Source organism: Paenarthrobacter sp. (assembly GCF_031180005.1).
Classification (GTDB): domain Bacteria; phylum Actinomycetota; class Actinomycetes; order Actinomycetales; family Micrococcaceae; genus Arthrobacter.
Window position 1 is genome coordinate 40,080 of record NZ_JAPSHI010000012.1, and the last position, 23,570, is coordinate 63,649.

At 62.3% G+C, this 23,570-nt stretch carries 22 protein-coding genes; 15 read left to right on the plus strand and 7 right to left on the minus strand.

Annotated elements, in window-relative coordinates; genetic code table 11:
- Window positions 1–111: 111 nt before the first annotated feature.
- Window positions 112–1,803, minus strand: a complete 1,692-nt coding sequence (locus RIF72_RS10720) for a bifunctional 3'-5' exonuclease/DNA polymerase (RefSeq protein WP_309074792.1) — start codon at window positions 1,801–1,803, stop codon at window positions 112–114.
- A gap of 149 nt (window positions 1,804–1,952) precedes the next feature.
- Between RIF72_RS10720 and ssd the strand changes: the two genes are divergently transcribed.
- The 7 genes from ssd to RIF72_RS10755 all read left to right on the plus strand — a co-directional run bounded on the left by ssd (window position 1,953) and on the right by RIF72_RS10755 (window position 7,074).
- Entirely contained in the window at window positions 1,953–3,110 is a 1,158-nt protein-coding gene (gene ssd / locus RIF72_RS10725; protein WP_309074793.1) for a septum site-determining protein Ssd, read from the plus strand.
- Complete coding sequence (locus RIF72_RS10730) at window positions 3,107–4,354, plus strand: TadA family conjugal transfer-associated ATPase (protein WP_309074794.1); 1,248 nt, start codon at window positions 3,107–3,109, stop codon at window positions 4,352–4,354. Before ssd ends, RIF72_RS10730 begins: the two co-directional genes overlap by 4 nt.
- Window positions 4,351–5,148 carry a hypothetical protein gene (locus RIF72_RS10735; RefSeq protein WP_309074795.1) on the plus strand — a complete coding sequence of 266 codons (798 nt, stop codon included), beginning with the start codon at window positions 4,351–4,353 and terminating at the stop codon, window positions 5,146–5,148. The genes RIF72_RS10730 and RIF72_RS10735 overlap by 4 nt, the downstream gene beginning before the upstream one ends.
- Entirely contained in the window at window positions 5,148–5,744 is a 597-nt protein-coding gene (locus RIF72_RS10740; protein ID WP_309074796.1) for a type II secretion system F family protein, read from the plus strand. The genes RIF72_RS10735 and RIF72_RS10740 overlap by 1 nt, the downstream gene beginning before the upstream one ends.
- Before the next feature lie 168 nt (window positions 5,745–5,912).
- Complete coding sequence (locus RIF72_RS10745; RefSeq protein ID WP_309074797.1) at window positions 5,913–6,332, plus strand: DUF4244 domain-containing protein; 420 nt, start codon at window positions 5,913–5,915, stop codon at window positions 6,330–6,332.
- On the plus strand, window positions 6,329–6,715 hold the full coding sequence (locus RIF72_RS10750; protein WP_309074798.1) for a TadE family type IV pilus minor pilin: 387 nt from the start codon (window positions 6,329–6,331) through the stop codon (window positions 6,713–6,715). Before RIF72_RS10745 ends, RIF72_RS10750 begins: the two co-directional genes overlap by 4 nt.
- Before the next feature lie 8 nt (window positions 6,716–6,723).
- Window positions 6,724–7,074 carry an Rv3654c family TadE-like protein gene (locus tag RIF72_RS10755; protein WP_375164217.1) on the plus strand — a complete coding sequence of 117 codons (351 nt, stop codon included), beginning with the start codon at window positions 6,724–6,726 and terminating at the stop codon, window positions 7,072–7,074.
- Window positions 7,075–7,163: 89 nt separating this feature from the next.
- On the opposite strand, the gene RIF72_RS10760 is transcribed toward RIF72_RS10755, so the two are convergent.
- Window positions 7,164–9,506, minus strand: a complete 2,343-nt coding sequence (locus tag RIF72_RS10760) for a DEAD/DEAH box helicase (RefSeq protein ID WP_309074800.1) — start codon at window positions 9,504–9,506, stop codon at window positions 7,164–7,166.
- An 83-nt stretch (window positions 9,507–9,589) separates the two neighbouring features.
- Window positions 9,590–10,282: a GNAT family N-acetyltransferase gene (locus RIF72_RS10765; RefSeq protein ID WP_309074801.1), complete on the minus strand. Its 693-nt coding sequence runs from the start codon at window positions 10,280–10,282 to the stop codon at window positions 9,590–9,592.
- Between the two features lie 162 nt (window positions 10,283–10,444).
- On the opposite strand from RIF72_RS10765, the gene RIF72_RS10770 reads away from it, so the two are divergent.
- Window positions 10,445–11,341: a rhodanese-related sulfurtransferase gene (locus RIF72_RS10770; protein WP_309074802.1), complete on the plus strand. Its 897-nt coding sequence runs from the start codon at window positions 10,445–10,447 to the stop codon at window positions 11,339–11,341.
- Between the two features lie 9 nt (window positions 11,342–11,350).
- Here RIF72_RS10770 and RIF72_RS10775 read toward each other — a convergent pair whose 3' ends face one another.
- On the minus strand, window positions 11,351–11,878 hold the full coding sequence (locus tag RIF72_RS10775; RefSeq protein WP_309074803.1) for a DUF6023 family protein: 528 nt from the start codon (window positions 11,876–11,878) through the stop codon (window positions 11,351–11,353).
- A gap of 61 nt (window positions 11,879–11,939) precedes the next feature.
- Entirely contained in the window at window positions 11,940–12,383 is a 444-nt protein-coding gene (locus tag RIF72_RS10780) for a hypothetical protein (RefSeq protein ID WP_309074804.1), read from the minus strand.
- A gap of 94 nt (window positions 12,384–12,477) precedes the next feature.
- Between RIF72_RS10780 and RIF72_RS10785 the strand changes: the two genes are divergently transcribed.
- The 7 genes from RIF72_RS10785 to proC all read left to right on the plus strand — a co-directional run bounded on the left by RIF72_RS10785 (window position 12,478) and on the right by proC (window position 21,321).
- Window positions 12,478–14,127, plus strand: coding sequence for a methyltransferase (locus RIF72_RS10785; protein ID WP_309074805.1), 1,650 nt, complete (start codon window positions 12,478–12,480; stop codon window positions 14,125–14,127).
- Window positions 14,124–14,834 (plus strand): helix-turn-helix domain-containing protein, encoded by a 711-nt coding sequence (locus RIF72_RS10790; protein WP_309074806.1) that lies wholly within the window; start codon window positions 14,124–14,126, stop codon window positions 14,832–14,834. The genes RIF72_RS10785 and RIF72_RS10790 overlap by 4 nt, the downstream gene beginning before the upstream one ends.
- A gap of 124 nt (window positions 14,835–14,958) precedes the next feature.
- The gene (gene topA, locus RIF72_RS10795; RefSeq protein ID WP_309074807.1) at window positions 14,959–17,682 is read left to right on the plus strand and encodes a type I DNA topoisomerase; all 2,724 of its coding nucleotides are present in this window, start codon (window positions 14,959–14,961) and stop codon (window positions 17,680–17,682) included.
- A 66-nt stretch (window positions 17,683–17,748) separates the two neighbouring features.
- The gene (locus RIF72_RS10800) at window positions 17,749–18,183 is read left to right on the plus strand and encodes an SseB family protein (RefSeq protein WP_017199191.1); all 435 of its coding nucleotides are present in this window, start codon (window positions 17,749–17,751) and stop codon (window positions 18,181–18,183) included.
- 89 nt (window positions 18,184–18,272) lie between these two features.
- On the plus strand, window positions 18,273–19,397 hold the full coding sequence (locus tag RIF72_RS10805) for a Ppx/GppA phosphatase family protein (RefSeq protein WP_309074808.1): 1,125 nt from the start codon (window positions 18,273–18,275) through the stop codon (window positions 19,395–19,397).
- 1 nt (window position 19,398) lies between these two features.
- On the plus strand, window positions 19,399–20,232 hold the full coding sequence (locus RIF72_RS10810) for a sugar phosphate isomerase/epimerase (protein ID WP_309074809.1): 834 nt from the start codon (window positions 19,399–19,401) through the stop codon (window positions 20,230–20,232).
- A gap of 258 nt (window positions 20,233–20,490) precedes the next feature.
- Window positions 20,491–21,321, plus strand: a complete 831-nt coding sequence (gene proC, locus RIF72_RS10815; RefSeq protein ID WP_309074810.1) for a pyrroline-5-carboxylate reductase — start codon at window positions 20,491–20,493, stop codon at window positions 21,319–21,321.
- Between the two features lie 45 nt (window positions 21,322–21,366).
- On the opposite strand, the gene RIF72_RS10820 is transcribed toward proC, so the two are convergent.
- A complete protein-coding gene (locus tag RIF72_RS10820) occupies window positions 21,367–22,005 on the minus strand; it encodes a potassium channel family protein (protein WP_375164218.1) in 639 nt (212 codons plus the stop codon).
- Between the two features lie 40 nt (window positions 22,006–22,045).
- A complete protein-coding gene (locus RIF72_RS10825; RefSeq protein ID WP_309074812.1) occupies window positions 22,046–23,479 on the minus strand; it encodes a potassium transporter TrkG in 1,434 nt (477 codons plus the stop codon).
- Between the last annotated feature and the right edge of the window lie 91 nt (window positions 23,480–23,570).

Genomic DNA, 23,570 nt, shown 5'->3' on the forward strand with positions numbered 1-23,570 from the left:
AGAACCGGGGACGAACTAAAGTTACTTTGCAGTACCCGTGACTGGCGGGTCATCCCGGCTCATACAACGAGATGTGACTGGATAGTCCCGCGGCTTCCGGCTATGGTCCGGCTACTTCGCCTTGTCGTACGAATCGACCACCGCCACACTCACCGGAAATTCCACAGGGATCCGCCCGAACATAAGTTCCTTCGCCGCTATAGCCGCTTCTTCGATGGCCCGGACACAGGCGTCCACGGCGTCGTCGGGCGCATGAACCATGACTTCATCGTGCAGGAAGAAGACGAGTTCCCCGGATGGTGAGCCTTCGGCGCGCGAGGCCCGCAGCCGCCGTCGTAATTCCGCAAGCCAGCAGGCCGCCCACTCAGCAGCCGAACCCTGGACCACGAAGTTGCGGGTGAAACGGCCCCTGGACCGGGCCAGGTTGTCAGCGCGGCGCTGTTCTTCAGCGGTGGTGGACTGCTGGCTCCGCAACCAACCGGGCGACGGCGGCGGGCTGCTCCTGCCCAGCCGCGTGGTGACAGTCCGGCCTGCTTCCCCCTCACGAGCCGCCTGCTCCACGAACCCGACGGCGCGTGGATAGGTACGCGTGAGCTGCGGCATGAGCCTGCCCGACTCGCCCGTTGTGGCGCCATAGATGGCTCCCAGCAGAGCAATCTTTGCTTTGGCACGGTCACCACCAAAGCCTTGGGCTGCGATGCCCGCGTACAGGTCCTTATCGCGGGCTGCCTCGGCCATTTTCGTGTCTTGCGCCAGTGCCACGAGGACCCTCGGCTCCAATTGCGAGGCGTCGGCGACGATGAGTTTGTGGCCCGGGTCCGCATGGACCGCTGCCCGGATGTTGCGCGGAATCTGAAGCGCACCGCCACCGCGTGAAGCCCAGCGGCCGGACACAACTCCACCCACAACGTACTCCGGGTGGAACCGGCCGTCACGCACCCATGCGTCCAGCCAGGACCAACCGTTGGCGGTGTGCAGGCGGGAAAGTTTCTTATAGGCCAGCAGGGGCTGAATGGCAGGGTGTTTCGATTCCTGAAGCTCCCATTGACGGGTGCTTTTCACCTCGATCCCGTTCCGGTGCAAGGCGCGCATGAGGTCCTGCGGGGAGTCCGGATTCAGGCTGGGGGAGTTGAGGATACTTCGGAGCTCGGTGCAGAGAGCCTCAAGCGCCGGAGGACGATGCCCAAGCGGCGGCCTCGGACCAAGGACGTCGGCAAGGATCTGCTGGTGGAGCTCTTCGCGCCAAGGGACGCCGGTGTGCTGCATCTCGATGGCGATTATGGCGCATGCCGACTCCGCGGCCAGCAGCAACTGTAGGCGTTGTTTCTGCTGGTGATCCTCAGGGACCTGAGAGATCGCGTGCTGCTGGACAGCGAACTCCTCCCTGAGTTCAGCCAGCCCCGCTTTGGAATTGGTCGGCGAAAGCTCCTCGAAGAGCGCGCCCTGATCCGCGGGCGGTGGCGGGGGCATCAGAGCCCGTGGCGGTGTTGAGTCGTCATCCTGCGTGAGCTTGACCGCGTGCATGGCGTAGTCCGTGTGTGCCGTGAATTCAGAGTGGGCCAGAATGGCTCCGCAAAGCGCCAGGTCGTGGCAACGCTCGAGTTCCATGCCGTGGGTCAGCAGTTCGGGATACCAATCCTGGGCGCGATGCCATACCCAACGGGGCCGTTGCGCTTCAAATTCACGCACGACGCCGGGCAACTCACCACGGGTGACCACACGCGCGTCTGCAGTTGCTTTTCCGGTGGGGGAGATCCTTTGTATGGCTGCGCCTTCCTGGTGGGCGGCGAGCAGCAAATACATGTGTCCATTCTGCCCTGTGCCGCAGGGTGCTGGTCCCGGTCCCGGTGCGGGGCGCGACTGTTCCTCCACAGTTGCTGCCGTCCCAGGTTGTGCACATAAGGGCATGCAGACCTTATATAGTCCCGGCCAATTGAACCAGTGTGGATGCCATGAGCAAGCGAGATCGTCGGCACAGGCAAACCAGCAAGCCCCACGGGCAAGGCAGCAGCCGCACAGCGCAGGGGGACGCGGATGGATCCTGGGTGCCGCGCGACGCCGTCGGGATACTGCTGGTTTCCGGGGACCCCTACCTTCAGGAAGAGGCCAAACGGATAGTCGCAGCGGCAGGCGGAAGCCTGCGAACGGCCGTTGACGTGACGGAAGCCGTCCATGGTTGGGATAACGCCGACGTCGTCTTGGTGGGCAGTGATATCCGCGAACTGCCGCCACGGCGAAGGGCACCCACAGTGTTGCTCGGCAAAGCGTCTGAAGGTGACGGGCTATGGCGTTTAGCTGCCGCCCTTGGGGCTGAGCGGGTAGCTGTCCTTCCCGAGGCTGCCGCTTGGCTGGCTGAACATCTCAGCATGTCCGGCTCTCCAGATCCCGGGGGCACGGTCATAGGAATCATCGGCGGTAGTGGAGGGGCGGGGGCTACAACCACCGCGATCTGGCTGGCCCAAGCTGCGGCAGGGCATGGTGTCAGCACGTTGCTTATCGATGGTGACCGCTGGGGTGGAGGCCTTGAACTGGCGGTGACGGCTGAAGAGATCCCAGGCCTGCGGTGGCCGGACTTCGCCGAAACCCGCGGAAGCATTGATCCCTCGCAGTTCCGGGACTCCCTGCCCGTGGCTGGCGGGTTCGCCTACCTTTCATGGCCCGGGAACCGGGAACCGGTCCATATCCCCACGGCCGGTGCTGTAGCTGCCGTGGTTGACGCCGCACGCCGGAGCTTCGAACTTGTCCTCGTGGACATCGGGCGCAGTGGGGAAGGACTGGGGACGCTTGCGTGGGACTGCGACAGGATCTTGTTGCTGAGCAAGGCGCACCTCAAATGCGCGGTAGCGGCCGCGCGCGTTCTCAACGAGCTTCCACCCATCGACGCCGGACTTTTGGTCCGTGGAACCGGCGCCGCGTTCGTGGACGCCCCGCTGATTTCCGAGTCTTTGGGATTGCCGCTGTTGGGCATCCTTCCTGAGGTGCGCGGCGTGGAGGCTGGCACCGAACTTGGACGGTTGCTGGAACTTGGGCGCCGAAAGCCGATCAGCCGTTTTGCCGACTCTGTGCTGGAGTTGAGCTCTGTGCCGGAGTTGAAGGGCGCCAACCAATGAGCCGCTTCGCCGAGGGAGCCCGCCGTCGGCAGGGCCGTGGGCTGGACGCTGTCCTCCTTGAGACGGTGCGGGAATCCGTGCTCGCAGGGAACGGACCCGTAACACCGTCTACGGTCGCGGCAGCTGTGCAGGCGAGCGGCAGGCTACTGGGTACTGCCGGGGCGTTGGAAGCTGCGGAATCCATCAATGCGGAACTGAACGGGTTGGGACCCCTCCAACACCTCGCCCGGGATCCTTCTGTCACTGACATCTTCGTCAACGGACCCGATTCAGTTTGGTTGGACCGCGGTAACGGCTTGGAACGTTCATTGGTTCACTTCGATACTGAACAGCAGATCAGATCGCTGGCCACCCGCTTGGTTTCAGCCGGGGGGAGGAGATTGGACGACGGTTCCCCTTGCGTGGACGTCCGTCTCAAGGGCGGCTACCGGGTGCACGCAGTGCTCTCACCGATATCAACGGCAGGCACCCTGCTGTCCATCCGCATCCGCCGGGAAGAGGTGTTCACCTTGACCGAGTTGAGGGAACGCGGGATGTTTTCGGAGCACGTCGAGTCGGTTCTCCGCGCCATCATGGGGCACAAACTGAGTTTCCTCATCAGCGGTGCCACGGGCTCAGGAAAGACAACCCTGCTCTCCACCATGCTCGGGTTGAGCCATCCGGCGGAGCGATTGGTGCTGATAGAGGACGCCGCCGAACTCAATCCTGTCCACCCACATGTAGTGACGCTCGAGTCGCGCCACGGAAACCTCGAGGGAGGAGGTGCCTTTGAGCTCGGTGAGTTGGTCCGCCAAGCACTGCGCATGCGGCCGGACAGGCTGATCGTAGGTGAGTGCCGAGGCGCTGAAGTCCGCGAACTGCTGACCGCACTCAACACCGGCCACACCGGCGGCGGTGGCACTATTCATGCCAACACTGCCGAGGCTGTGCCAGCACGATTGGTAGCCCTCGGCGCCTTGGCTGGTTTGAACGCGGAAGCCGTCCGATTGCAGGTCTCCAGTGCCCTGGACGTCGTGATTCACGTAGACAGAACCTCGTCGGGGCGGAAAGTGGCATCCATTGGCGTGGTGGCCGACACACGTGCGGGCCAGAAAGTGGTGCCGGCCCTCAGCTGGAGCCGGTCAGGAATGACATACGGACAAGCGTGGCCAGGACTCGCCGCCCGGCTCTCCTTGGCACCGCTTGAAGTGGACGATGATCCGCAACATGATGATTTGTTGCCTCATGTCGGGGACGGCCCATGATCGGGGCATTCGTCCTTGTTGCGGCACTCGCGGCATGGCTGCAACTCAAGGGCCATGGCGCCGGCAGTAGACGAATTCGGACGAGCCTGGGGGATTCGACAGGCCGGAATCGGAGTCCCAACGCTCGTGTTTGGGTGTTGCCCGGACGCCCACGACGACGAAAGCGGATTGAGCCACTGCCGCTTGTGGTGCTGGTGCAACAGCTCGCAGCCCTCCTGCGCGGCGGGCGGGGAACGTCCAAGTTGTGGGAAGAGCTATGGGTTGTCCATGGTTCACGGCAAAACACGGACGGTGGCGCGGCCGCAGCAGCGCAGAAGGGCAACGCCGGGCTGTCGCACGAGTCGCTGAAAGTATTGGCAGCGGCACGGGCAGCGTCAACGGTAGGAAATTCTCCTGCTGCAGCCATCCGTGGCACGGCCGCAAAGGCGTATCCGCGACGCGGAAGTTCTGAACGACGTGTGTGGATGGAACTGGCAGCATGCCTGGACATCGCCGAAACCAGCGGCTGTCCCCTAGCCGACCTCCTCACCCGATTCGTAGCCCAGCTGGAAGCCGAGGAAGACTCCGAAGCCGCCCGCCAGACGGCGCTCGCAGGGCCCAAAGCTACCGTTCGCCTGTTGTCGTGGCTCCCGATATTCGGGCTTGGCCTGGGGATGTCATTGGGCGTGGATCCGCTGGGGATCTTGCTGAACAACTTCCTGGGTATTGCCACGTTTGCGGCTGGACTCCTGCTGACGACGGCCGGGCGGGTTTGGTCCTCGCGATTGGTCGCGTCTGCGGCTGGCGGTCGCTGATGTCCGCAGCGCCGGTGTTGGTAATGATCGCGGCCATGGCGCTGGCCTCCTTCATCAGCTTCGCCGGACCCACGCGCCTGAAGAGGCGGTTACGTCCTCGGGGCAGGGAGAGTGAGTCGCCGCAGGACTTTTATATGGCAACCCAAGCTGACCTGGCATCGGACGGGCTTCGCGACACTGCAATGATGCTGGAATTGGTGGCCTCGATGCTCGACGCCGGAGCTGGAATAGGGCGGGCACTGGAACTCATCGCGAAGTGTGCCTCCCCACCAATCAGACGATCACTCCGGCCAGTTGTTGCCGCACTTGCTCTTGGTGCCGAGTGGGAGACTGCCTGGCGGACTCCCACCACGCACGTGCCCGAAGTAGCGCGTCTCAAGGACGCGTTGGCTTTCGCGGCACTGACTGGTGCGCCGTCTGCTTCCATCCTCTACGCACAGGCCGCGAGGGAACGGCGTGAGCAGTTCCGGGAAGCGGAGAAGAGGGCAGCTGCCCTCGGCGTAAAACTGGTGGTTCCTTTGGGTCTCTGTTCCTTGCCTGCCTTCATCTGCCTTGGAATCGTCCCGGTCCTGATCGCCATGCTTCCCGCAGGCTGAAATGCGGAGACAAGCCTGCTCGAGGAATAGCCTCAACCTTTCCTCCACATCCAGCCAGTCAGGAGTGGTTATCCACTTGCAGGAATCGACTTCTTCCGGGTTACTCCACGCCACGGAAGAGTCGATTCTGTCGGCGGACCCGCTGGCACTTCTTGAAAGGAACCCACCGTGAAAACACTGTCCACTACGCTTCCTGAGATTCTCTGGGATACGCCCCACGATCGAACGGCTCCCGTTGAAGACCCTGGGGTTCCTTCCGGAGAACCGGCCACAACAAACCAGTACGAGCTCTCCGAGTACGAGCTTGAACACAACGACCTCGAGCGATTCGATCTCGAGGACGAACTCGGGCAGTTCGAACTGGGATTCGACGATCCTGAGGAGTTCGAGGACAGGCAACTTGCTGACGATGGCTTCCGGGCAAGGACAAGGCTGATGGGTTCGGAAGTGGGCATGGCCACCGCCGAGTACGCCATAGCTACCCTCGCTGCTGTTGGGCTAGCAGGCCTCCTTGTGGTCATCCTTCGGAGCGAGGAGGTCCGCGGCTTCCTGCTCAACCTGATCCGTACGGCACTGTCCTTGCCATGACGGATGTGCTGCCTGCCCGCGGGAGAGTGTGCCGGGGAGAGACGGAACGGGGTGCCGTCACTGCGGAGTTCGCCGTCGCCTTGCCGGCCGTTGTGTTGCTCCTGGCATTCCTGCTGGCAGGCGGCGCCGCGGGTATCACCCAACTTCGACTGGAGGAAGCAGCCAGGGCGGGAGCGCGCGCATCGGCCCGGGGTGAGACTTCAGACTCGGTGGAAGGGGTCGTCAAGCGACTTGCCGGGGACGGCGTCAGCGCGATACTTACCGACGACGGCGAGTGGCTGACCGTGACAGCTTCGTCGCCAGTAGGCGGAGCCTTGGGCCCGCTTATCCCTTGGACGCTAAAGGCCTCTGCGTCAGCGCGGGCAGAAACGGGCACCCCGTGAAGAAAGTGCTGGTGAATACCCAGAGTGAGTGCGGCGCCGGAACTGTGCTCGCGTTGGGACTGGGTGCCGTGGTCATGGCGCTGCTTCTTGGACTGCTTCTCCTCGCGCAGGCAGGGGTGATGGCATCCCGGGCTGCCTCGGCAGCTGACCTGGCGGCTCTTGCAGCAGCAGATGCTGCCCGGGGTCTTGCTTCCGGGGAACCTTGTGCGGTGGCAGCAGACGTGTCTGCAAAGCAAGATGCGAAGCTCACGTCCTGCACGGTGGCCGCCGGGAACGTGGTGGAGGTCGGTACTGAGCTGGCACACCCCTTCCGCTGGGGTGTCGCCACTGGCCGTGCGCGGGCCGGACCTCCTCCGTAGGCGGCACAAACAGGACCGGTTCCTGCTGGGCGGGGGCTGGTCACGACTCGTTTGGCTGACCCATTGCGGTGTTCAGCTGACGCTCTTGGCTAGCTGGCGTCCTTCAACAAGACGTCCAGGAGCGTGATGGCGGCTGCCTTGTCCAACGGGTTGTTCTTATTGCCGCATTTGGGTGACTGAACACAGGACGGACAGCCGGCATCACACTCGCACGCCTTGATTGCCTCCCGGGTGGCCGTCAGCCAAATCTTGGCCTTTTCGAAGCCCCGCTCAGCGAATCCAGCACCACCCGGGTGGCCGTCGTATACGAAGATCGTTGGCACTCCGGTGTCGGCGTGCAGGGCGGTGGAGACACCGCCGATGTCCCAGCGGTCACTCGATGCCACCAGGGGGAGCAGTCCAATGGCGGCATGTTCAGCCGCATGCAGCGCCCCGGGGAACTCCGCTTCCACTAAACCGGCTCCGTGCAGCGAACGGTTGTCCACCACAAACCAGACAGCCTTGGTAAACAGGTCCCGGGCTCCCAGATCGAGGGGTTCTTCACCGAGGATTTCGTTCGAAATCAAGGCTTTACGCTGAAAGGAGACCACTTGGGTGGTTACTTTGACGTCGCCAAAATGCATGGTGATGTCACCCCACTGGACCGAACGCGAGGTTTCAAGGACTTCGATCTGGGTCACATCCCGTGCCGTCGTGTAGAAGTCCGGATTTACCCGGCGGACCATCACGCAGTGATCGGATTCGTTGAGGTCCTCCACAAGGTAGCTCTCACCCTGGTGGACATAGATGGCACCCGTGTGGGCCTGATAGTGCGTCTGTGGCGAGTCCATTGTTCCCAGGAGGGACCCGGTCTCGGCGTCGACAATACTGACTGGCCCGCCACCGTCGGCTCGGAGGTTTACCATCCCGGCAGCGCTTTCCGGGTGGGTCCAGAACCAACCCGCGGGACGCTTGCGAAGGTAGCCCTGCACCACCAAGCGATCAAGGAGGCCCTCGGCAGTGGGTCCGAAGAGATCCAGCTCCGCCGGGCCGATTGGCAACTCGGCCGCCGCCGCGCACAAGTGTGGGCCAAGAACGTAGGGATTGCCGGGATCGAAGACAGTGGCCTCCACGGAGACGTCAAAGATCGCCTCCGGGTGGTTCACCAGATACGTATCCAAGGGATCGTCGCTGGCCACGAAGGCCGCAATTGCATCTTGCCCCGCTCGGCCTGCGCGGCCGATCTGTTGAAAGAGCGAGGCCCTGGTGCCAGGCCAGCCTGCCACGAGTACGGCGTCAAGCCCCGAAATGTCGATGCCCAGTTCCAAGGCGGACGTGCTGGAGACCCCCAGCAACTGGCCGGACCTCAAAGCCTGCTCCAAAGCCCGCCGCTCTTCGGGCAAATACCCGGACCGGTAGGCCGCTACCCGCCCGGGGAGGCTGGGATCCACCTCATCCAGCAGTCTCTTGGCGATGGACGCAATGGACTCGGCGCCGCGACGTGACTTGATGAACGCGATGGTCCTGACGCGTGACGAGACGAGGTTGGCCAGGATGTCCGCGGATTCAGCCACAGCCGTCCTCCGCTGTTTAGCGCCGTTCTCGCCTTTGACATCGGTCAGGGCAGGTTCCCAGAAAGCCACCGTAGTGGAACCGTGCGGAGAGCAGTCCTCGGAAACTTCCCGGACGGGAGCGCCAATGAGCCGTCCAAAGGAAACCCCGGGGTCGGAAGCCGTGGCGGAAGCAGCGATGAAGACCGGTTCAGGGAAGGAGGTCCCCGCACCGTAGTAAGCGCAGATCCGGCGGAGACGCCGCATCAAATTGGCCACGTGCGAGCCGAACACGCCGCGGTAACTATGTGCTTCGTCCACAATGACGTAGCGCAGGCGTCGGAAGAACCGGGCCCACCACGTGTGGTTGGGAAGGATCCCGAAGTGCAGCATGTCCGGGTTGGCAAGGATGAAATTGGCGTGGTCACGGATCCAACGTCGAGACGAGACGTCAGTATCGCCGTCGTAAGTTTCTGCCCGGACCGTAGGCAGTTTCAGCGAACGGATCGCTGCGAGCTGGTCTGCTGCCAAGGCCTTTGTAGGGGACAGGTAGAGCGTGACTGCGCCGTCGTCGTGGATCTTTCCCGGGTCCGACAGGACTCGCAGCTCCGAACGGTGAATCGCATCCAACGCTGGCAGCTGATATGCGAGCGACTTACCGGAAGCAGTACCGGTGGCAATGACAACGTGCTGGCCGGCATGGGCAAGGTCTGCCGCCTGGATCTGGTGACGGTACGGTTCATGGATGCCGAGTGTGCCGTAGGCAGCCACCACATCCGGGTGGACCCAGTCGGGCCAGGGTTCGTTGACAGCTTTTCGGGCTGGGATGGTGTGGACATGGCGCAACTGCTCAGGGTCCGGCGTCCGGCCCAGTAAGGAGATCAGTGAATTGGTTGCAGCCACCGAATCATTCTGTCACTGTGCTGGCACGCCAACGGCGGCACGTTCGGAGGACGCCGTCGTGCTTGGCTGTTAGGCGGGAGTTTCTAGGCTCCTGACAGGTCCGATCCTTCGGTACCGCTGGACATCATGAGGACGTGGCAAACCGCGTCCCACCCAAGGTGGGAGTAAAGCTTTTGGCCGTCCAAGGATGCCAACAAAAGCCCGTTTTCAACATCGTGCGCGAAAGCTTGGGCTGCGAGGGCCTTCATAATGAAGCTCCCCAAGCCACGGCGCTGAAAATCAGGTTCGGTGACGATTTTGTCGAAGACGGCCGTGCCGTTGACGACATAGACCCGGCCGCTGGCGGCCACCCGTTCGCCCGAGTGGACCACCGCGTGATGAACGCCGTTCGATTCCGAGGTAGCGAGCTCCAAGTCGTCGTCAGGGAGCCACGGATCCTCGGAATCCTGGGTTTCCATGTCCACGATCATCATGGTCTGGGATGCGGACGTCACAGTAAGTCCGCGCTGTTCAGCGAGGTATTTGTACCGTTGTACGTCGTTGGTGAGTACCGTCAGGATCCGGGCTGGGGATTCTGCGGTCTTGTCCGCAAGGGCGGCGAACTCTTCGTCCGAGGGATCATGGGCGAAATACTCCCAGTCACCGGTTTTGTCGGCGCGAAGTGCGGCAGGGAAACGGCCCTCCAGGCGTGACTCGTAGCCGCGGCAGCCGGACCAGCCGGCTACCCAGACTTCCAAGAGGTGCGCAATGTCTTCAACCAAGGCGTCTGGACTCATGTAGAGAGAGTATGCCAGCGCACCATGAAGCAACAGAGCCATGTCAGCCCGGCGCTGGTTGCTTATGGAATTGTGACTTCCGGCCGGCAGCACCCACCCCGTGGGCCGCGCGCGGCACCCACCGGAACGGGCGGATTTTACTGCACCAAGTACCCTTTAATAGTGGCTTTGAACCGAATTGTGCTCTTCTATGGCTTTACCCCGATCGCCGACCCTGACGCGGTGCGTCTGTGGCAGCGTGCCCTGTGCGAAAAGCTGGGCCTCACCGGCAGGATCCTCATATCCAAGGACGGCATCAACGCCACGGTAGGCGGCGAGCTCAACAACATGAAGCAGTACGTGAAGACCACTCGCGAGTACAAGGGTTTTCACGACATCGACTTTAAGTGGTCGGAGGGAGGCGCCGCAGATTTCCCGCGCCTCAGTGTCAAGGTACGCGACGAGATCGTGTCATTCGGTGCGCCGGGTGAACTGAAAGTGGATTCCAACGGTGTGGTGGGTGGCGGGAAGCACCTCCAACCCGAGGAACTTCACGCGCTGGTGGATGCCAAGAAGTCCAGTGGGGAAGACGTAGTTTTCTTCGATGGCCGGAACGCGTTCGAAGCGCAGATCGGCAAGTTCAAGGATGCGATCGTTCCGGACGTGGACACCACCCACGACTTCATCAAGGAACTCGACTCGGGCAAGTACGACGACCTCAAGGACAAGCCGGTAGTCACCTACTGCACCGGGGGCATCCGCTGTGAAGTACTCTCCAGCCTGATGGTCAACAGGGGTTTCAAAGAGGTCTACCAGTTGGATGGCGGGATTGTCCGCTATGGCGAGACGTTCAAGGACAAAGGCCTCTGGGAGGGCTCGCTGTACGTCTTCGACAAGCGCATGCACGTCGAGTTCAGCGAGGAAGCCAAGACCATCGGCCAGTGCGTCCGCTGCTCTGCTCCCACCAACAAGTTCGAAAACTGCTCAAACCTCAGTTGCCGTACTTTGACCCTGTATTGCGAGGAATGCGCCTCGAGCCCGGAAACGCTCCGCTGCCCCGGAGGCTGCGAAGCGGCCTGACAATCCGAATCAGAGCCGGCTCACCCGATAGGTGAAGTTGGCGTCCGACCTGGTCCCCACTGTGATGGACAGAATGGCGTCCTTTTCCAGCTGGACCACGCTCACTCGTGCATTGGCGCATCCCAGCGTCAGGTTCACGAGTTCCACTTCGCCCACCTTGACGGAGAACGTCACGCGGCGTGTGCCACGGCAGGCCAGCGTCACCGCGTACGTCCCGCCCGGCAATTGCACCGTTTGCTCAGTCTTGGACTCATCGGGATTGAGGTACCCACTGCTTGAGTAGAACGACTGCCCCTGGGACTCAGGCAAGGCCAACTTTGCCCACTCTTCGAGTGCCTCGCCGGTGACGGTCTCCTCCAGAGCCGGATCGGGCGGCAGGACTACATTTCCCGCTGTGGAGGGGCTGGCATCCGGCCTTCCGCCCTCGTCATAGGTGTATTCGCACCCCGTTAGGCTGCCGCCCAGCACAATAAGGATGACGACGGCGGCCCTCGCCAGGCGCTGTGGCATCACCGAGCGAGCTGCCTTGCTGCCCATGTACTGACTTTACGCCCGTACAGCCGCAGGCCATAGGCCTCTCGGAGGGGCACGCCAGACTTCAGGCGGGCGCAGGAACCACGTGATAGGCGAAGATCAGCGGAGCATCAACGCTGCTTGTCGAGATGCTGAGCGGGCCACTGCCGGGCACCTTGATTTTCACCACATCAAGGCTGCCATTGCATGCAGCAGCCGCGTCCGCGATCTTGACGCCGCTGGAGGAAACAGCGAAGTACGCCTTGCCGCCCCCGTCGCACGCCATGGTGAGCGTGTAGCTTCCACCCGGAACATTGGGGGATTCCTTGACCAAGGGGTCCCGGTTGAGGATCTTGCCGGAGTCCTCCAACACCGCACCGCTTGCCGAGGGCAGGGTCTTTTCCTTCCAAACAGGAACGTCGGCATCTTCGATGTTGGCCGGCGCCTGGCAGCCGGAGACCCCAAACAAAGCCGCAGCGGTGATGGCAACAAGGCCCCCACGGCGCCTTGTGGAAGAGAAGGTGAGCATGAATCCAACGCTACCGGGTTCCAGCGGGGGCCTTTGTCCACATAGGGCTGATCCATGATCCAAAGGCCGGGCGCCCCGCCCCTACACTTGCAAGGTGACTGACACAGCTTCTTTCTTTACTGCCGGCAACATTGACGACGCTCCGCGCAGCGACCACCCCGAACTGCTTTTGGCGCTCGCCGCAGACCTTCGTGCCCTCAACTACACAGTGGACGGTGTGGCTGAACTCTTGGGAGCGTCCGCTTCAGAAGCACTCGGCAGGGACCAGCTCATTCCCGCGCTCCTTGCCAGTGACAGACTCATGGACTCCAAGGACCCAGTCCTCAGATCACAGGCAGTAATTGTTCGTCTTTGGCTGCTGGCCGTTCCGCAGTCCGTCGAGGACATCGATTCCGCCCTCCCCGGTACCCGTGCGAAAGGCCTTGAGGAACTGGGTCTGATCACCGTGGATTCAGGAATGGCTAATGCCAAGGCGGACCTGCGCCCCTACGGCTGGGACGCCAACACGGATGGCAGTGGCGGTGCAGAACTCTGGGTTGCCAGCGACCTTGCTGCCCACCAGCAGCCCGGAGTCCTGAGGCACGACCACGTCCTGGGGATCGGGCGTGCCTCCACAACGCTGGTCCAGACCACATTCAGGAAACACAGCAAACGAGCGCTGGACGTGGGCACCGGCTGCGGTATCCAGACCTTCCACCTGCTCCATCACTGCGAGCACGTCACGGCCACGGACATCTCGGAGAGGGCGCTGGCGTTCACCCGCTTCAACCTTCTGCTGAACGCCGCAGAACTGGACCTGGACCCGGACAACCTGGAGCGTCGGGTGAGCCTGCGGCTCGGATCGCTCCTGGAACCGGTAGCGGGGGAGCAGTTCGGCTTGGTGGTATCAAACCCACCGTTCGTCATCACTCCGCGAACGGGCGGCGAGTCGTCGTCGGACCAGTTCACGTACCGCGATGGCGGGCTTCCCGGCGACGAAATAGTAGCGTCCTTGGTACAGTCCCTCTCTGAGGTCCTCGAGCCAGGTGGAACAGCGCAAATGCTGGGCAACTGGGAGGTTACCTCTGGTACGGACTGGAAGGACCGGCCCAAGGCCTGGCTCCAGGACTCAGTATTGGATGTCTGGTTCATCCAACGGGAGCAGGTGGGTCCCGAGCAGTACGCGGAAACGTGGCTTCAAGACGCCTCGCAGAACCGAGAGGGACAGCAATACAAGGAAGCATACGCCGCCTATCTGGACGACTTTGCTTCCAGGAACGTCGAAGGTATCGGCTTCGGAATGATTTGGCTGCGCCGCCCGGCGTCTCCGCTCGAGGTCATCATCAGCCGTTTCGAAGAAATCACATACCCAATAGAGCAGCCGATCGGACCGCATGTGGGTGCTGCAGTGGAACGCGCAGATTGGGTGGCTGCGCATTCGGTCCCGGAGGCCCACCTTGTGGTTGCCGATGACGTCACCGAGGAACGGCACCAGCGTCCCGGAGCTGTTCATCCCGGTGTCATCCTCCTGAGGCAAGGGGCAGGCCTTCGCCGGACCAATCTGCTCAGTACTGAACTGGCCGGGTTCGTCTCCGCCTGCGACGGCCAATTGTCGGTACGGCAGATCGTCTCGGCCTTGGTATCGCTCCTGGGCGGGGGAGAGGACTTCGACGAAGAGGCCTTCCGGGAAGGGCTTTTCCGCGAGGTCACCAACCTGGTTTTGGACGGGTTCCTTCTTCCAGACCCGGCGCAGGTCAGCGCATGATCCGGGGTGCGGCGCCCCGCTCATCAAACACCGGGCCTCCGGAAAGTGACCCTGACTACACTGATGAAGTGACTGCGAACAACGAACCATCCCAAGCGTCAGGCGACGTTCCCCGGCGGAAGCGTGCCGAGAAGACGGTTGAGATCACTGATCCCAAGGCGATCCGTGCATTGGCGCACGCCGCTCGGATTGAGGTCATCTCTGAGCTCTACGCCACACAGGTCAGCCACACAGCCACAGAACTAGCTGCCAGGACCGGTCTGACGCCCAGTGCAATGAGCTACCACCTTCGGGCGCTCCAGAAATGGGGGATTGTGGCGCCTGCGGAAAACGCCGGTGATGCCCGCGAACGTCGCTGGAAAGCGGCCGGAACGGACTTCACTATCTCGGGAGGGAGCGTTGCCAGCCCTGAAATTGCCGTGGTTGACCTGGAGCTTGATGCCTTCCGACGCCGGGCTTCGGCCTTCGCCAAGGCTCGCGGGGAACGCCGGCAACGAGGAGAAACGGGAGAAGAACCGGCAGCAGTAGTCCTTTCCAGCAACCTGCTGTACTTGACCAACCCGCAGCGTAGGGAACTTTTGGACAGAATCCGAGCTGTTCTGCGGGAGTACGAACTCGAGGATCCCACTCGGATACCGGAAGGTGCTGAACGTGTGGCAACCTTGTGGTCAATGATCCCGGATGATCGGGTAGCACCCGGTCAGTAAGAGCCCCGCCGGGTCTTGATTGTCCGTCCTGGTTCCGGCACCAAAACGCAGGATTCTGCAAACTATGGTGAACTAGGCCAATATGGGCACCAGCCCAATTACACATTTTTTCTGTAGGAGCACCGTGCCCAGCAAGGCAAAAACCGGCAAGAAACTCGTGATCGTGGAGTCTCCCGCCAAGAGCAAGACCATCGCCAAGTACCTTGGCGAGGGCTTCGTCGTAGAGGCTTCGATCGGCCACATCCGGGACCTCCCGCAGCCGTCGGACCTCCCTGCCGAGCTGAAGAAGACCTCGTTGGGCAAGTTCGCTGTCGACGTCGAAAACGACTTCAAGCCCTACTACGTTGTTTCTCCGGACAAGAAGAAAAAGGTCGCCGAGCTCAAGGCCCAGCTGAAAGACGCTGACGCGCTCTACCTCGCAACTGATGGGGACCGCGAAGGCGAAGCCATCGCGTGGCACCTCCTGGAGGTCCTGAAGCCCAAGGTTCCCGTCTACCGCATGACCTTCGGTGAAATCACCAAGGAAGCCATCCACCGCGCCATGGACAACCTCCGGGATGTTGACACCGCGTTGGTGGATGCCCAGGAAACACGTCGTATTCTTGACCGCCTCTATGGGTACGAGATTTCCCCCGTGCTGTGGCGCAAGGTCGCCCGGGGACTGTCCGCCGGCCGTGTCCAGTCCGTAGTGACCCGCATGGTGGTTGACCGGGAACGTGAACGCATGGCATTCCGCGCCGCGTCCTACTGGGACCTCACGGGTCAGTTCGGTTCAGATTCGGGTTCATTCAAGGCCAAACTTGCCGCCGTGGACGGTTCCAAGGTAGCCAGCGGCCGGGACTTCAACGACAATGGGCAGCTCACCTCCTCCAACGTGGTGCACCTCAACGAGGAACTCGCCACGTCCTTGGCTGCCGGTCTGGAGAACGCTGACTTCCGTGTCCGTTCCGTGGATACCAAGCCGTATACCCGCCGCCCTGCAGCACCGTTCACCACCTCCACGTTGCAGCAGGAAGCCGGCCGTAAGCTCCGCTTCTCGTCGAAGAGCACCATGCAGGTTGCCCAGCGCCTGTATGAAAACGGCTACATCACCTATATGCGTACGGACTCGTCAGCTTTGAGCGATGAAGCCCTGACAGCTGCCCGCCGTCAGGCTTCGGAGCTTTATGGTCCCGAGTACGTGCCCCAGAGCCCGCGCGTTTACGCCAAAAAAGCTGCCAACGCCCAGGAAGCTCACGAGGCCATCCGTCCCGCAGGAGACTCCTTCCGCACTCCCGCGCAGGTAGCCAAGCAGCTGAGCGGTGACGAGTTCCGCCTGTACGAGCTCATTTGGAAGCGCACGGTCGCCTCGCAGATGGCCGATGCCAAGGGTTCTACGGCAACCATCCGCCTCGGTGCAGTGGCCGCTGACGGTCGCGACGCCGAATTTTCCGCCTCCGGTACGGTGATCACCTTCCCCGGCTTCCTCGCAGCCTACGAAGAGGGCAAGGACGAGAGCCGTGGAGACGAGGAATCAGACGAAGCCCGTCGCCTGCCGAACGTTGCCAAGGATGATTCCCTGACGGCTTCGGACATCGTAGCTATCGGACATGAAACGTCACCGCCGCCGCGTTACACGGAAGCATCGCTGACCGCTGAGCTGGAAAAGCGGGGGATCGGCCGCCCGTCCACTTACGCCTCCACCATCTCCACCATCCAGGACCGTGGTTACGTTCGTAAGCAGGGTTCTGCCCTGGTTCCCAGTTGGATCGCATTCTCTGTGATCCGCTTGCTGGAACAGCACTTTACGGATTATGTGGACTATGAGTTCACGGCAGACATGGAAGGCGACTTGGACAAGATCGCCAACGGCCAAGCCGTGGGTGCTGCCTGGCTCAAGCACTTCTACTACGGTGAAGATGCGGATCCCGGTCTGCTGAGCATCGTGAACAACCTCGGCGAAATCGATGCCCGCGAGATCAACTCAGTGCCAATCGCCGACGGCATCACGCTTCGTGTGGGCAAATTCGGTCCGTACTTGGAAAGCTCCATCCCCACCTTGGACGCGAAGACCGGTGAAGTGGTTGAGTCGGCAAGGGCCAACGTCCCCGAGGAACTCGCTCCGGACGAACTCACGGCTGACAAAGCCAAAGAGCTCATGGAGACTGCAGCCCCCGAGGAACGGGTCCTGGGAACCGACCCTCACACGGGTCACACCATCGTGGCCAAGAATGGCCGCTACGGCGCTTACGTCACCGAGATCATCCCTGAGATGACCGAGGAACAGCTGGCCAACCAGCCGGTGGAGTATTACAAGAACGGCAAGCCCAAGCCTCCCAAGAAGCCCGTGAAGGCCAAGCCGCGTACCGGGTCACTGTTCAAGTCCATGACCGTGGACACAGTCACCTTGGATGAGGCCCTCGCGCTCATGAGCCTGCCCCGCGTCCTTGGCGAGGATGCGGAAGGCAACCCCATCACGGTGCAAAACGGCCGCTTCGGGCCATATCTGAAGAAGGGCACTGACTCCCGCTCCATCGGTTCGGAAGAGGAAATCTTCACGATCACCTTGGAACAGGCTTTGGAGATCTACTCGCAGCCCAAGCAGCGTGGCGCACGCGCCGCTGTCCCGCCATTGGCTGAGTTCGGTCCGGATCCTGTTTCCGAGAAGAACATTGTGGTGAAGGAAGGCCGCTTCGGCCCATACATCACTGACGGCGTTACCAACATCACCGTCCCGCGCACAACCTCCCTTGAGGAGCTGACCCGGGAACGCGCCGTCGAGCTTTTGGCAGAAAAGCGTGCCAAGGGGCCGGTCAAGCGGACCACCACCCGCAAGGCACCGGCCAAGAAGGCCACAGCCAAAAAGTAGTCACCATGACGGCCGGGGCAGCACTCGCGAATTGCGTCCCGGCCGGCATCGTGGTCGAGTAGAACCATGACTGAACAGACGGTGTCACCGGACAACGAACCCTTGAACGACCTCGAGGCGAAGCTCGCCTCGGCCGAACAACCGGACGCGAACCCGGTGGACGTCATCCTCGCTTTCCTGAACAACGAGGTCTACCTCGTCAGTTCGGAAGCCGTAGACGGCCCGGACTCTTCCGTGGAGCCCCTGGTGCTCTCCAACGCCGACGGCCAGCCCGTTCTGGCAGTATTCAGCCACCCGAGCCGAGTGGATGAGCGCTTCCTCGAAGCAGCCCCGCACGTGCTGGGCACCATGGGTTCAGCGATCCTCGGCAACATCGGAGACGAGCTCGGCATGGTCATCAACCCCGGAAGCGAATTCGGCTTCGAAATCGACCCCGAAGGCATTGCGAACATTCGCCGCGACTTCAAGCGCGCCGACGAAGCCGGGGAGTCCGCCGAATAGCGGTCGCCCAAGCTGCCGGCAACCATCCGGTCAGCGAAACGTCGTCGCCAAGTTGCTTCACGGGCTTCGAATCGGTGAATAATGGCAGAATGCGTCTTGGCGTTCTCGACATCGGGTCCAACACCGTCCACCTGCTACTGGTGGACGCTCACCCCGGCGCGCGTCCGGTGGCTTTCGCTTCCCACAAGCGCCCCCTTTCGCTGGTGCAGTACCTCGACGGCGACGGCAACATCAACGACGCCGGTCAGCACGAGCTCATCGAGTTCGTCCTGGAAGCCTGGGAGTTCGCGGCCAGCCACAAAGCGGAAGACCTCCTGGCCTTCTGTACCTCGGCCATTCGCGAGGCAACCAACGGCCCCGAGGTTCTGGCCCGGGTCAAGCACGAAACCACGGTGACGCTCCAGGAACTCACGGGCAGTGAAGAAGCCTCCATGACTTTCTTCGCCGTACGCCGGTGGTACGGATGGGGCGCAGGTCCCATCTTGGACCTGGACATCGGGGGCGGCTCGTTTGAAATGGCGTACGGGACGGATGAACTCCCTGAGTACGCCACCTCCGTTCCGCTGGGTGCCAGCCGTTTGACGCGGGACTGGCTCCACGATGATCCGCCCAGCGCGAAGAGCGTAAAGGAACTGCGGCGCTACATCCGATCCACGCTGAAACCAGTGGTCCGGGATTTCCACGAGTTGGGTCGGGCGAACCTGGTGGCAGGAACCTCCAAAACGTTCCGCTCCTTGGCACGGATCGCCGGTGCAGCCCCCAGTGCTGCAGGACCCTACGTGAAGCGTGAGCTTCATGCAGCAGACCTGGGGCTGTGGGCACAGCGGATTTCGGCCATGACCGTGGAGGACAGGTTGTACCTTCCTGGCGTATCCGACGCCCGGGCACGCCAGCTGCTGGCAGGCGCGCTCGTTGCCGAAGCGGCACTCGAGCTTTTTGAATTCCCAAAGATGGAAATCTGTCCCTGGGCCCTTCGTGAAGGCTTGATCCTGCGCCGACTGGACCAGTTGGTCTTCGAAGAAGCCTTGGATCCGGCACCCCATGTGGGGAAGCGCAAGAAGGACAAAGCCAAGAAAAAGGCAGCCAAGGAAGCCGGCAAGGCTCGCCCCGAAGAAGAAGAGCCCCACCCTGGGCTAAAAGAATTTCCGGTCCCTGTAAACACACCGTCCCCAACACCCATCCCAGCCCCGGTGGCAGGCGGGCTGGCCTCCTGAGATGAGCAACGACGTCGAACCTGAAGTGAATGACCGCAAAATTCCCGTGGCGCTGTCCAGTGCATCGGTGTACCCCTTGAGCGTCCACGACGCCTTCGCGGTGGCTCAGGACCTGGGTTACGAAGGCGTCGAGGTGATGGTTACCAACAACGCGGTGAGCCAGAACCCGGATGCCTTGATCCAGCTAAGCCACAGGTACCGCCAGGAGATCGTCTCCATCCATGCCCCCACCTTGTTGTTGACTCAGCAGGTGTGGGGTACGGCGTGGAACAAGATTGAGAAGTCCTGCCAAATGGCCGCGGACGTCGGATGCGACACCGTGGTGGTCCACCCGCCGTTCCGCTGGCAGTCAAACTACGCGGAGAACTTCGTGGAGGGTGTGCGCGAAATCGCGGCGAGGTACCGGGTGCGTATCGCCGTGGAGAACATGTACCCGTGGCGCGTCCGTGGACGCGAGGCTGTGGCCTACCTGCCGCACTGGGACCCTTTAGGCCAGGATTACGACGACGTCACGTGGGATTTCTCCCACGCCGCCACTGCGGGGGCCAACAGCTTGGAGGCCATCAAAGCGCTAGGAAACAAGCTCCGGCACGTCCACCTCACCGACGGTTCGGGTTCGGGCAAGGACGAGCACCTGGTGCCCGGCACAGGAACGCAACAGTGTGCCGATGCCTTGCAACACTTGGCAGCCACAGGTTTCGACGGCGTCGTAGTGGCCGAGATTTCAACCCGCAAGGCGAAGGTAGCGGGCGAGCGGGAGGAGATGCTGGCAGAAACCCTACGGTTTGCCCGGCAGCACCTTAGCGTTCCGTTGCTGCGCAGCGTAGATAACTAACCGCAGCGCGGGATTCGCGCAGTCCGCAGTGCTTAAATGCGAAAGCACCGGCGGCCGAATCGGGAAATGGGGGAAAACCCGCCCGGCCACCGGTGCTGCTGGCGGACATCCCCATGCCCGCCTCATCACTCGCACCCTCAATGAGGTAACTACTAAGTTACGGGCCAAGAATGAGTGCTGCCTGCAATAACCTTGGGAGCAAGCTGGGAATCCGGTTTTCGTTAGGCCCCGGCCAAGGCCAACTGCAATGATGGAGCCATGAGCAACCGAATCGCATTCCTTGGCTGTGGATCCATGAACGAGGCAATCCTGGGAGGCTTGCTTGCCGCAGGGACGGACCCTTCCGACATCGTCGCCACGGTCCGCCGTGCCGAGCGGGCGGACGAACTCGCCCAGCGCCACGGGGTCATGGCCATCGCAGGCGAGGAAGAGCCGGACAACAACAAGCTGGCTACCAAAGGCTCCAGCATGGTCATCCTGGGCGTCAAGCCGGTGGGAATCCTGGACCTGGCCCGGGAGATCAGCCCCGCGCTGGGGAAGGACACGATCGTTGTCAGCGTCGCGGCGGCAGTATCCATCGCCCAGCTCGAGGCTGCGTTGCCCGAAGGACAGCCGGTAATCCGCACCATGCCGAACACGCCCGCAAGGCTGGGCCGCGGCGTCATATCTGTCTCCCCAGGGACGCATTGCACGCCTGAGCAGCTGGAAAAGGCCAAGAAGGCGCTTGCTGGTGCCGGCACGGTAGTCCAGATTCCGGAAGAACAAGTGGACGCACTGTCCGCCATCAGCGGTTCCGGCCCGGCCTACGCGTTCTACCTAGCCGAAGCCATGGCTGCGGCTGGCGTCGAGCTTGGTTTGGACGAGGAGCTCTCCGTGATGCTTGCCCGCGAAACCGTGGCAGGTGCCGGTTTCATGTTGGCCGAACCGGGAGCGAACCCCTCTGCCCTCCGCGTCGCCGTCACCAGCCCCAACGGCACCACCGAGCGCGCCATTGCGGCTTTCGACGACGGCGGGATCCCCAGGATCATCGCCGACGGCGCCCGCGCGGCAGCCGCCCGGGCAGCAGAAATCACCAAACAGCTCGGCTAACGCTACGGCCGCGGCACTACGGCTTTGCCACTACGGCCGCTGCCGCTATGGCCGCGCCGCGAAGCGCTCCAGCAAGTCCACGTGTCCGGACACGATCAACATGTCGTGGCCGGACACTTTGGTTTCCGGCCGCGCATACGTGAAGTCCTCGCCCGGGGTTTTCACGCCGACGATCGTCACGCCATACTTCGAGCGGACCTTGGATTCATCCAGGGTGAAGCCCACTGTTTCCTTAGGCGGGTACATTTTGACGATCGCGTAGTCGTCGTCGAACTCGATGAAGTCGAGCATCCGGCCGGACACCAGGTGGGCTGCGCGGACGCCGGCGTCGGCCTCCGGGTAGATGACGTGGTTGGCGCCGATCCGGGTGAGGATCTTGCCGTGCGAGGGGGTGATGGCCTTGACCCAGAGGTGCTGGATGCCCAGGTCCACCAGGTTCACAGTGATGAGCACGGAGGACTCAATGGAGGTGCCGACACCCACCACTGCCGAGCTGAATTCCTGGGCACCAAGCTGGCGCAGGGCGTCAATGTTGGTGGCGTCAGCTTCCACTACGTGCGTGAGCACAGGAGCCCACTTCTGGACGAGGGAGCGGTCGCGCTCGATAGCAAGGACTTCACGGCCCTGCTTGACCAGTTGCTCAGCCGTCGCGGAACCGAACCGGCCAAGGCCAATCACCAGCACTGGTGCGTTGTGGGCGGGGCGGTTGGATGCCCCTGTGCTACTAGCCAATGATTGGCCTCTCTTCCGGGTAGTGGTACAGCTGGCTGCGTTGGCGCAGGGCCAAGCCGGCCGCGAGGGTTACAGTGCCGACACGGCCGGCGAACATCAGCGCGGTTAAGACGTAAACGCCCGACGGCGGCAGCTCGGCACTGAGGTTGGTGCTCAGTCCCACGGTGGCGAAGGCGGAGATGGATTCAAAGAGCACACGGTCCAGCGACTCGCCACTGATGGAGAGGAGCAGTAAGGCAGCCACCGATACCAAGGTAGCTCCGGCCACGATCACGGAGATTGCCACTCGCATGGTGCCTTGCGGAATGGTACGGCCGTAAACCTTCACGTCGGCGTCGCCGCGGGCTTCGGCCATGATGGCCAGGAACATGACCGCAATGGTGGTGACCTTGATGCCGCCAGCGGTGGACGCGGAGCCGCCACCGGCGAACATCAGGGCGTCAGTGAGGAGCATGGTAGTGGATTCCATCTGGTTTTGGTCGACCAGGTTAAAGCCGCCCGAGCGCGTCATGACCGAGGCGAACAATGAATGGATCACTTTGTCGCCCATGTCCATGTGGCCGATGGTGCGCACGTTGTCCCACTCCATCAAAGCCCATAGGACCGTGCCTGCCGCGAGCAGGATGAATGACACCTGGATGGTGAGCTTGGTGTGGAGGTTCCACTTCTTCCAGTTGAGCCCGTTCTGCTGCAGCACCATCACCACGGGGAAGCCCAGGCTGCCGAGGAAAACGCCCAACATGAGAGGTACCAGGATCCACAAGTCAGTTTCATAGGGGACGATGCCATCCGAGTGCGGCGTGAACCCGGCGTTGTTGAAGGAGGAGATCGCGTAGAAAACACCATGCCAGAGGGCCTGCCAGAAAGGTTCTCCCAGGAGCAAAAAGCGAGGGACCAAGGCCACGGCCAGAGCGGCCTCAATCACTACCGACGTGACAATGACGATGCGCAGCAACGTACCAACCTCACCGAGCCTGCCCGCGTTGTTCATGGCTTCCTGTGCGATGAGCTTGCCGCGCACCCCCAGCCGCTTGCTGACCATGAGGGCCAGCAGCGAGGCGAGGGTCAGCGTGCCGAGGCCGCCCACGAAGATGCCCACCAAAATAACGAGCTGACCAAAGAAGGTCCAGTGCGTGGCGGTCGAAACCACAGTCAGGCCCGTGACGCAGACAGCGGAGACCGCCGTAAACATGGACTGGTGCAGGGGTGTAACTGTGCCCGCCGCAGAAGCGGCGGGTAGGGACAGTAAGCCGGTAAAAACAAGGATCACCACGGCAAAGACGGTCAGTGCCAAACGGGCGGGTGAGGTGTTGGCAATGTTGTCAATAAAGTCGCGCACGCGAGTGAAGATCCAGAGACCTTCCCGCTCCTGCTGGTTGGGTTGCCAGTTGGTCGGGCTCGTGGACCGCGACTGGCTTTGAGACATAGCGCTCTTCCTCGGTTGAACAAGCTTTCCTGAGTAGTAAACCACTATTCCCGCGGCGTAACCGGGCGGTAGGCTCCTCCGGGCTCAGGTA

Bases quoted from the DNA above. Each gene is read 5' to 3' on its own strand.
- RIF72_RS10805 (WP_309074808.1), top strand. From the start codon at position 18,273: ATGCGTCTTGGCGTTCTCGACATCGGGTCCAACACCGTCCACCTGCTA.
- RIF72_RS10720 (WP_309074792.1), bottom strand. From the start codon at position 1,803: ATGTATTTGCTGCTCGCCGCCCACCAGGAAGGCGCAGCCATACAAAGG.
- proC (WP_309074810.1), top strand. From the start codon at position 20,491: ATGAGCAACCGAATCGCATTCCTTGGCTGTGGATCCATGAACGAGGCA.
- RIF72_RS10775 (WP_309074803.1), bottom strand. From the start codon at position 11,878: ATGGGCAGCAAGGCAGCTCGCTCGGTGATGCCACAGCGCCTGGCGAGG.
- RIF72_RS10735 (WP_309074795.1), top strand. From the start codon at position 4,351: ATGATCGGGGCATTCGTCCTTGTTGCGGCACTCGCGGCATGGCTGCAA.
- RIF72_RS10790 (WP_309074806.1), top strand. From the start codon at position 14,124: ATGATCCGGGGTGCGGCGCCCCGCTCATCAAACACCGGGCCTCCGGAA.
- RIF72_RS10825 (WP_309074812.1), bottom strand. From the start codon at position 23,479: ATGTCTCAAAGCCAGTCGCGGTCCACGAGCCCGACCAACTGGCAACCC.
- RIF72_RS10730 (WP_309074794.1), top strand. From the start codon at position 3,107: ATGAGCCGCTTCGCCGAGGGAGCCCGCCGTCGGCAGGGCCGTGGGCTG.
- RIF72_RS10740 (WP_309074796.1), top strand. From the start codon at position 5,148: ATGTCCGCAGCGCCGGTGTTGGTAATGATCGCGGCCATGGCGCTGGCC.
- RIF72_RS10800 (WP_017199191.1), top strand. From the start codon at position 17,749: ATGACTGAACAGACGGTGTCACCGGACAACGAACCCTTGAACGACCTC.
- ssd (WP_309074793.1), top strand. From the start codon at position 1,953: ATGAGCAAGCGAGATCGTCGGCACAGGCAAACCAGCAAGCCCCACGGG.
- RIF72_RS10780 (WP_309074804.1), bottom strand. From the start codon at position 12,383: ATGCTCACCTTCTCTTCCACAAGGCGCCGTGGGGGCCTTGTTGCCATC.
- RIF72_RS10810 (WP_309074809.1), top strand. From the start codon at position 19,399: ATGAGCAACGACGTCGAACCTGAAGTGAATGACCGCAAAATTCCCGTG.
- RIF72_RS10765 (WP_309074801.1), bottom strand. From the start codon at position 10,282: ATGAGTCCAGACGCCTTGGTTGAAGACATTGCGCACCTCTTGGAAGTC.
- RIF72_RS10750 (WP_309074798.1), top strand. From the start codon at position 6,329: ATGACGGATGTGCTGCCTGCCCGCGGGAGAGTGTGCCGGGGAGAGACG.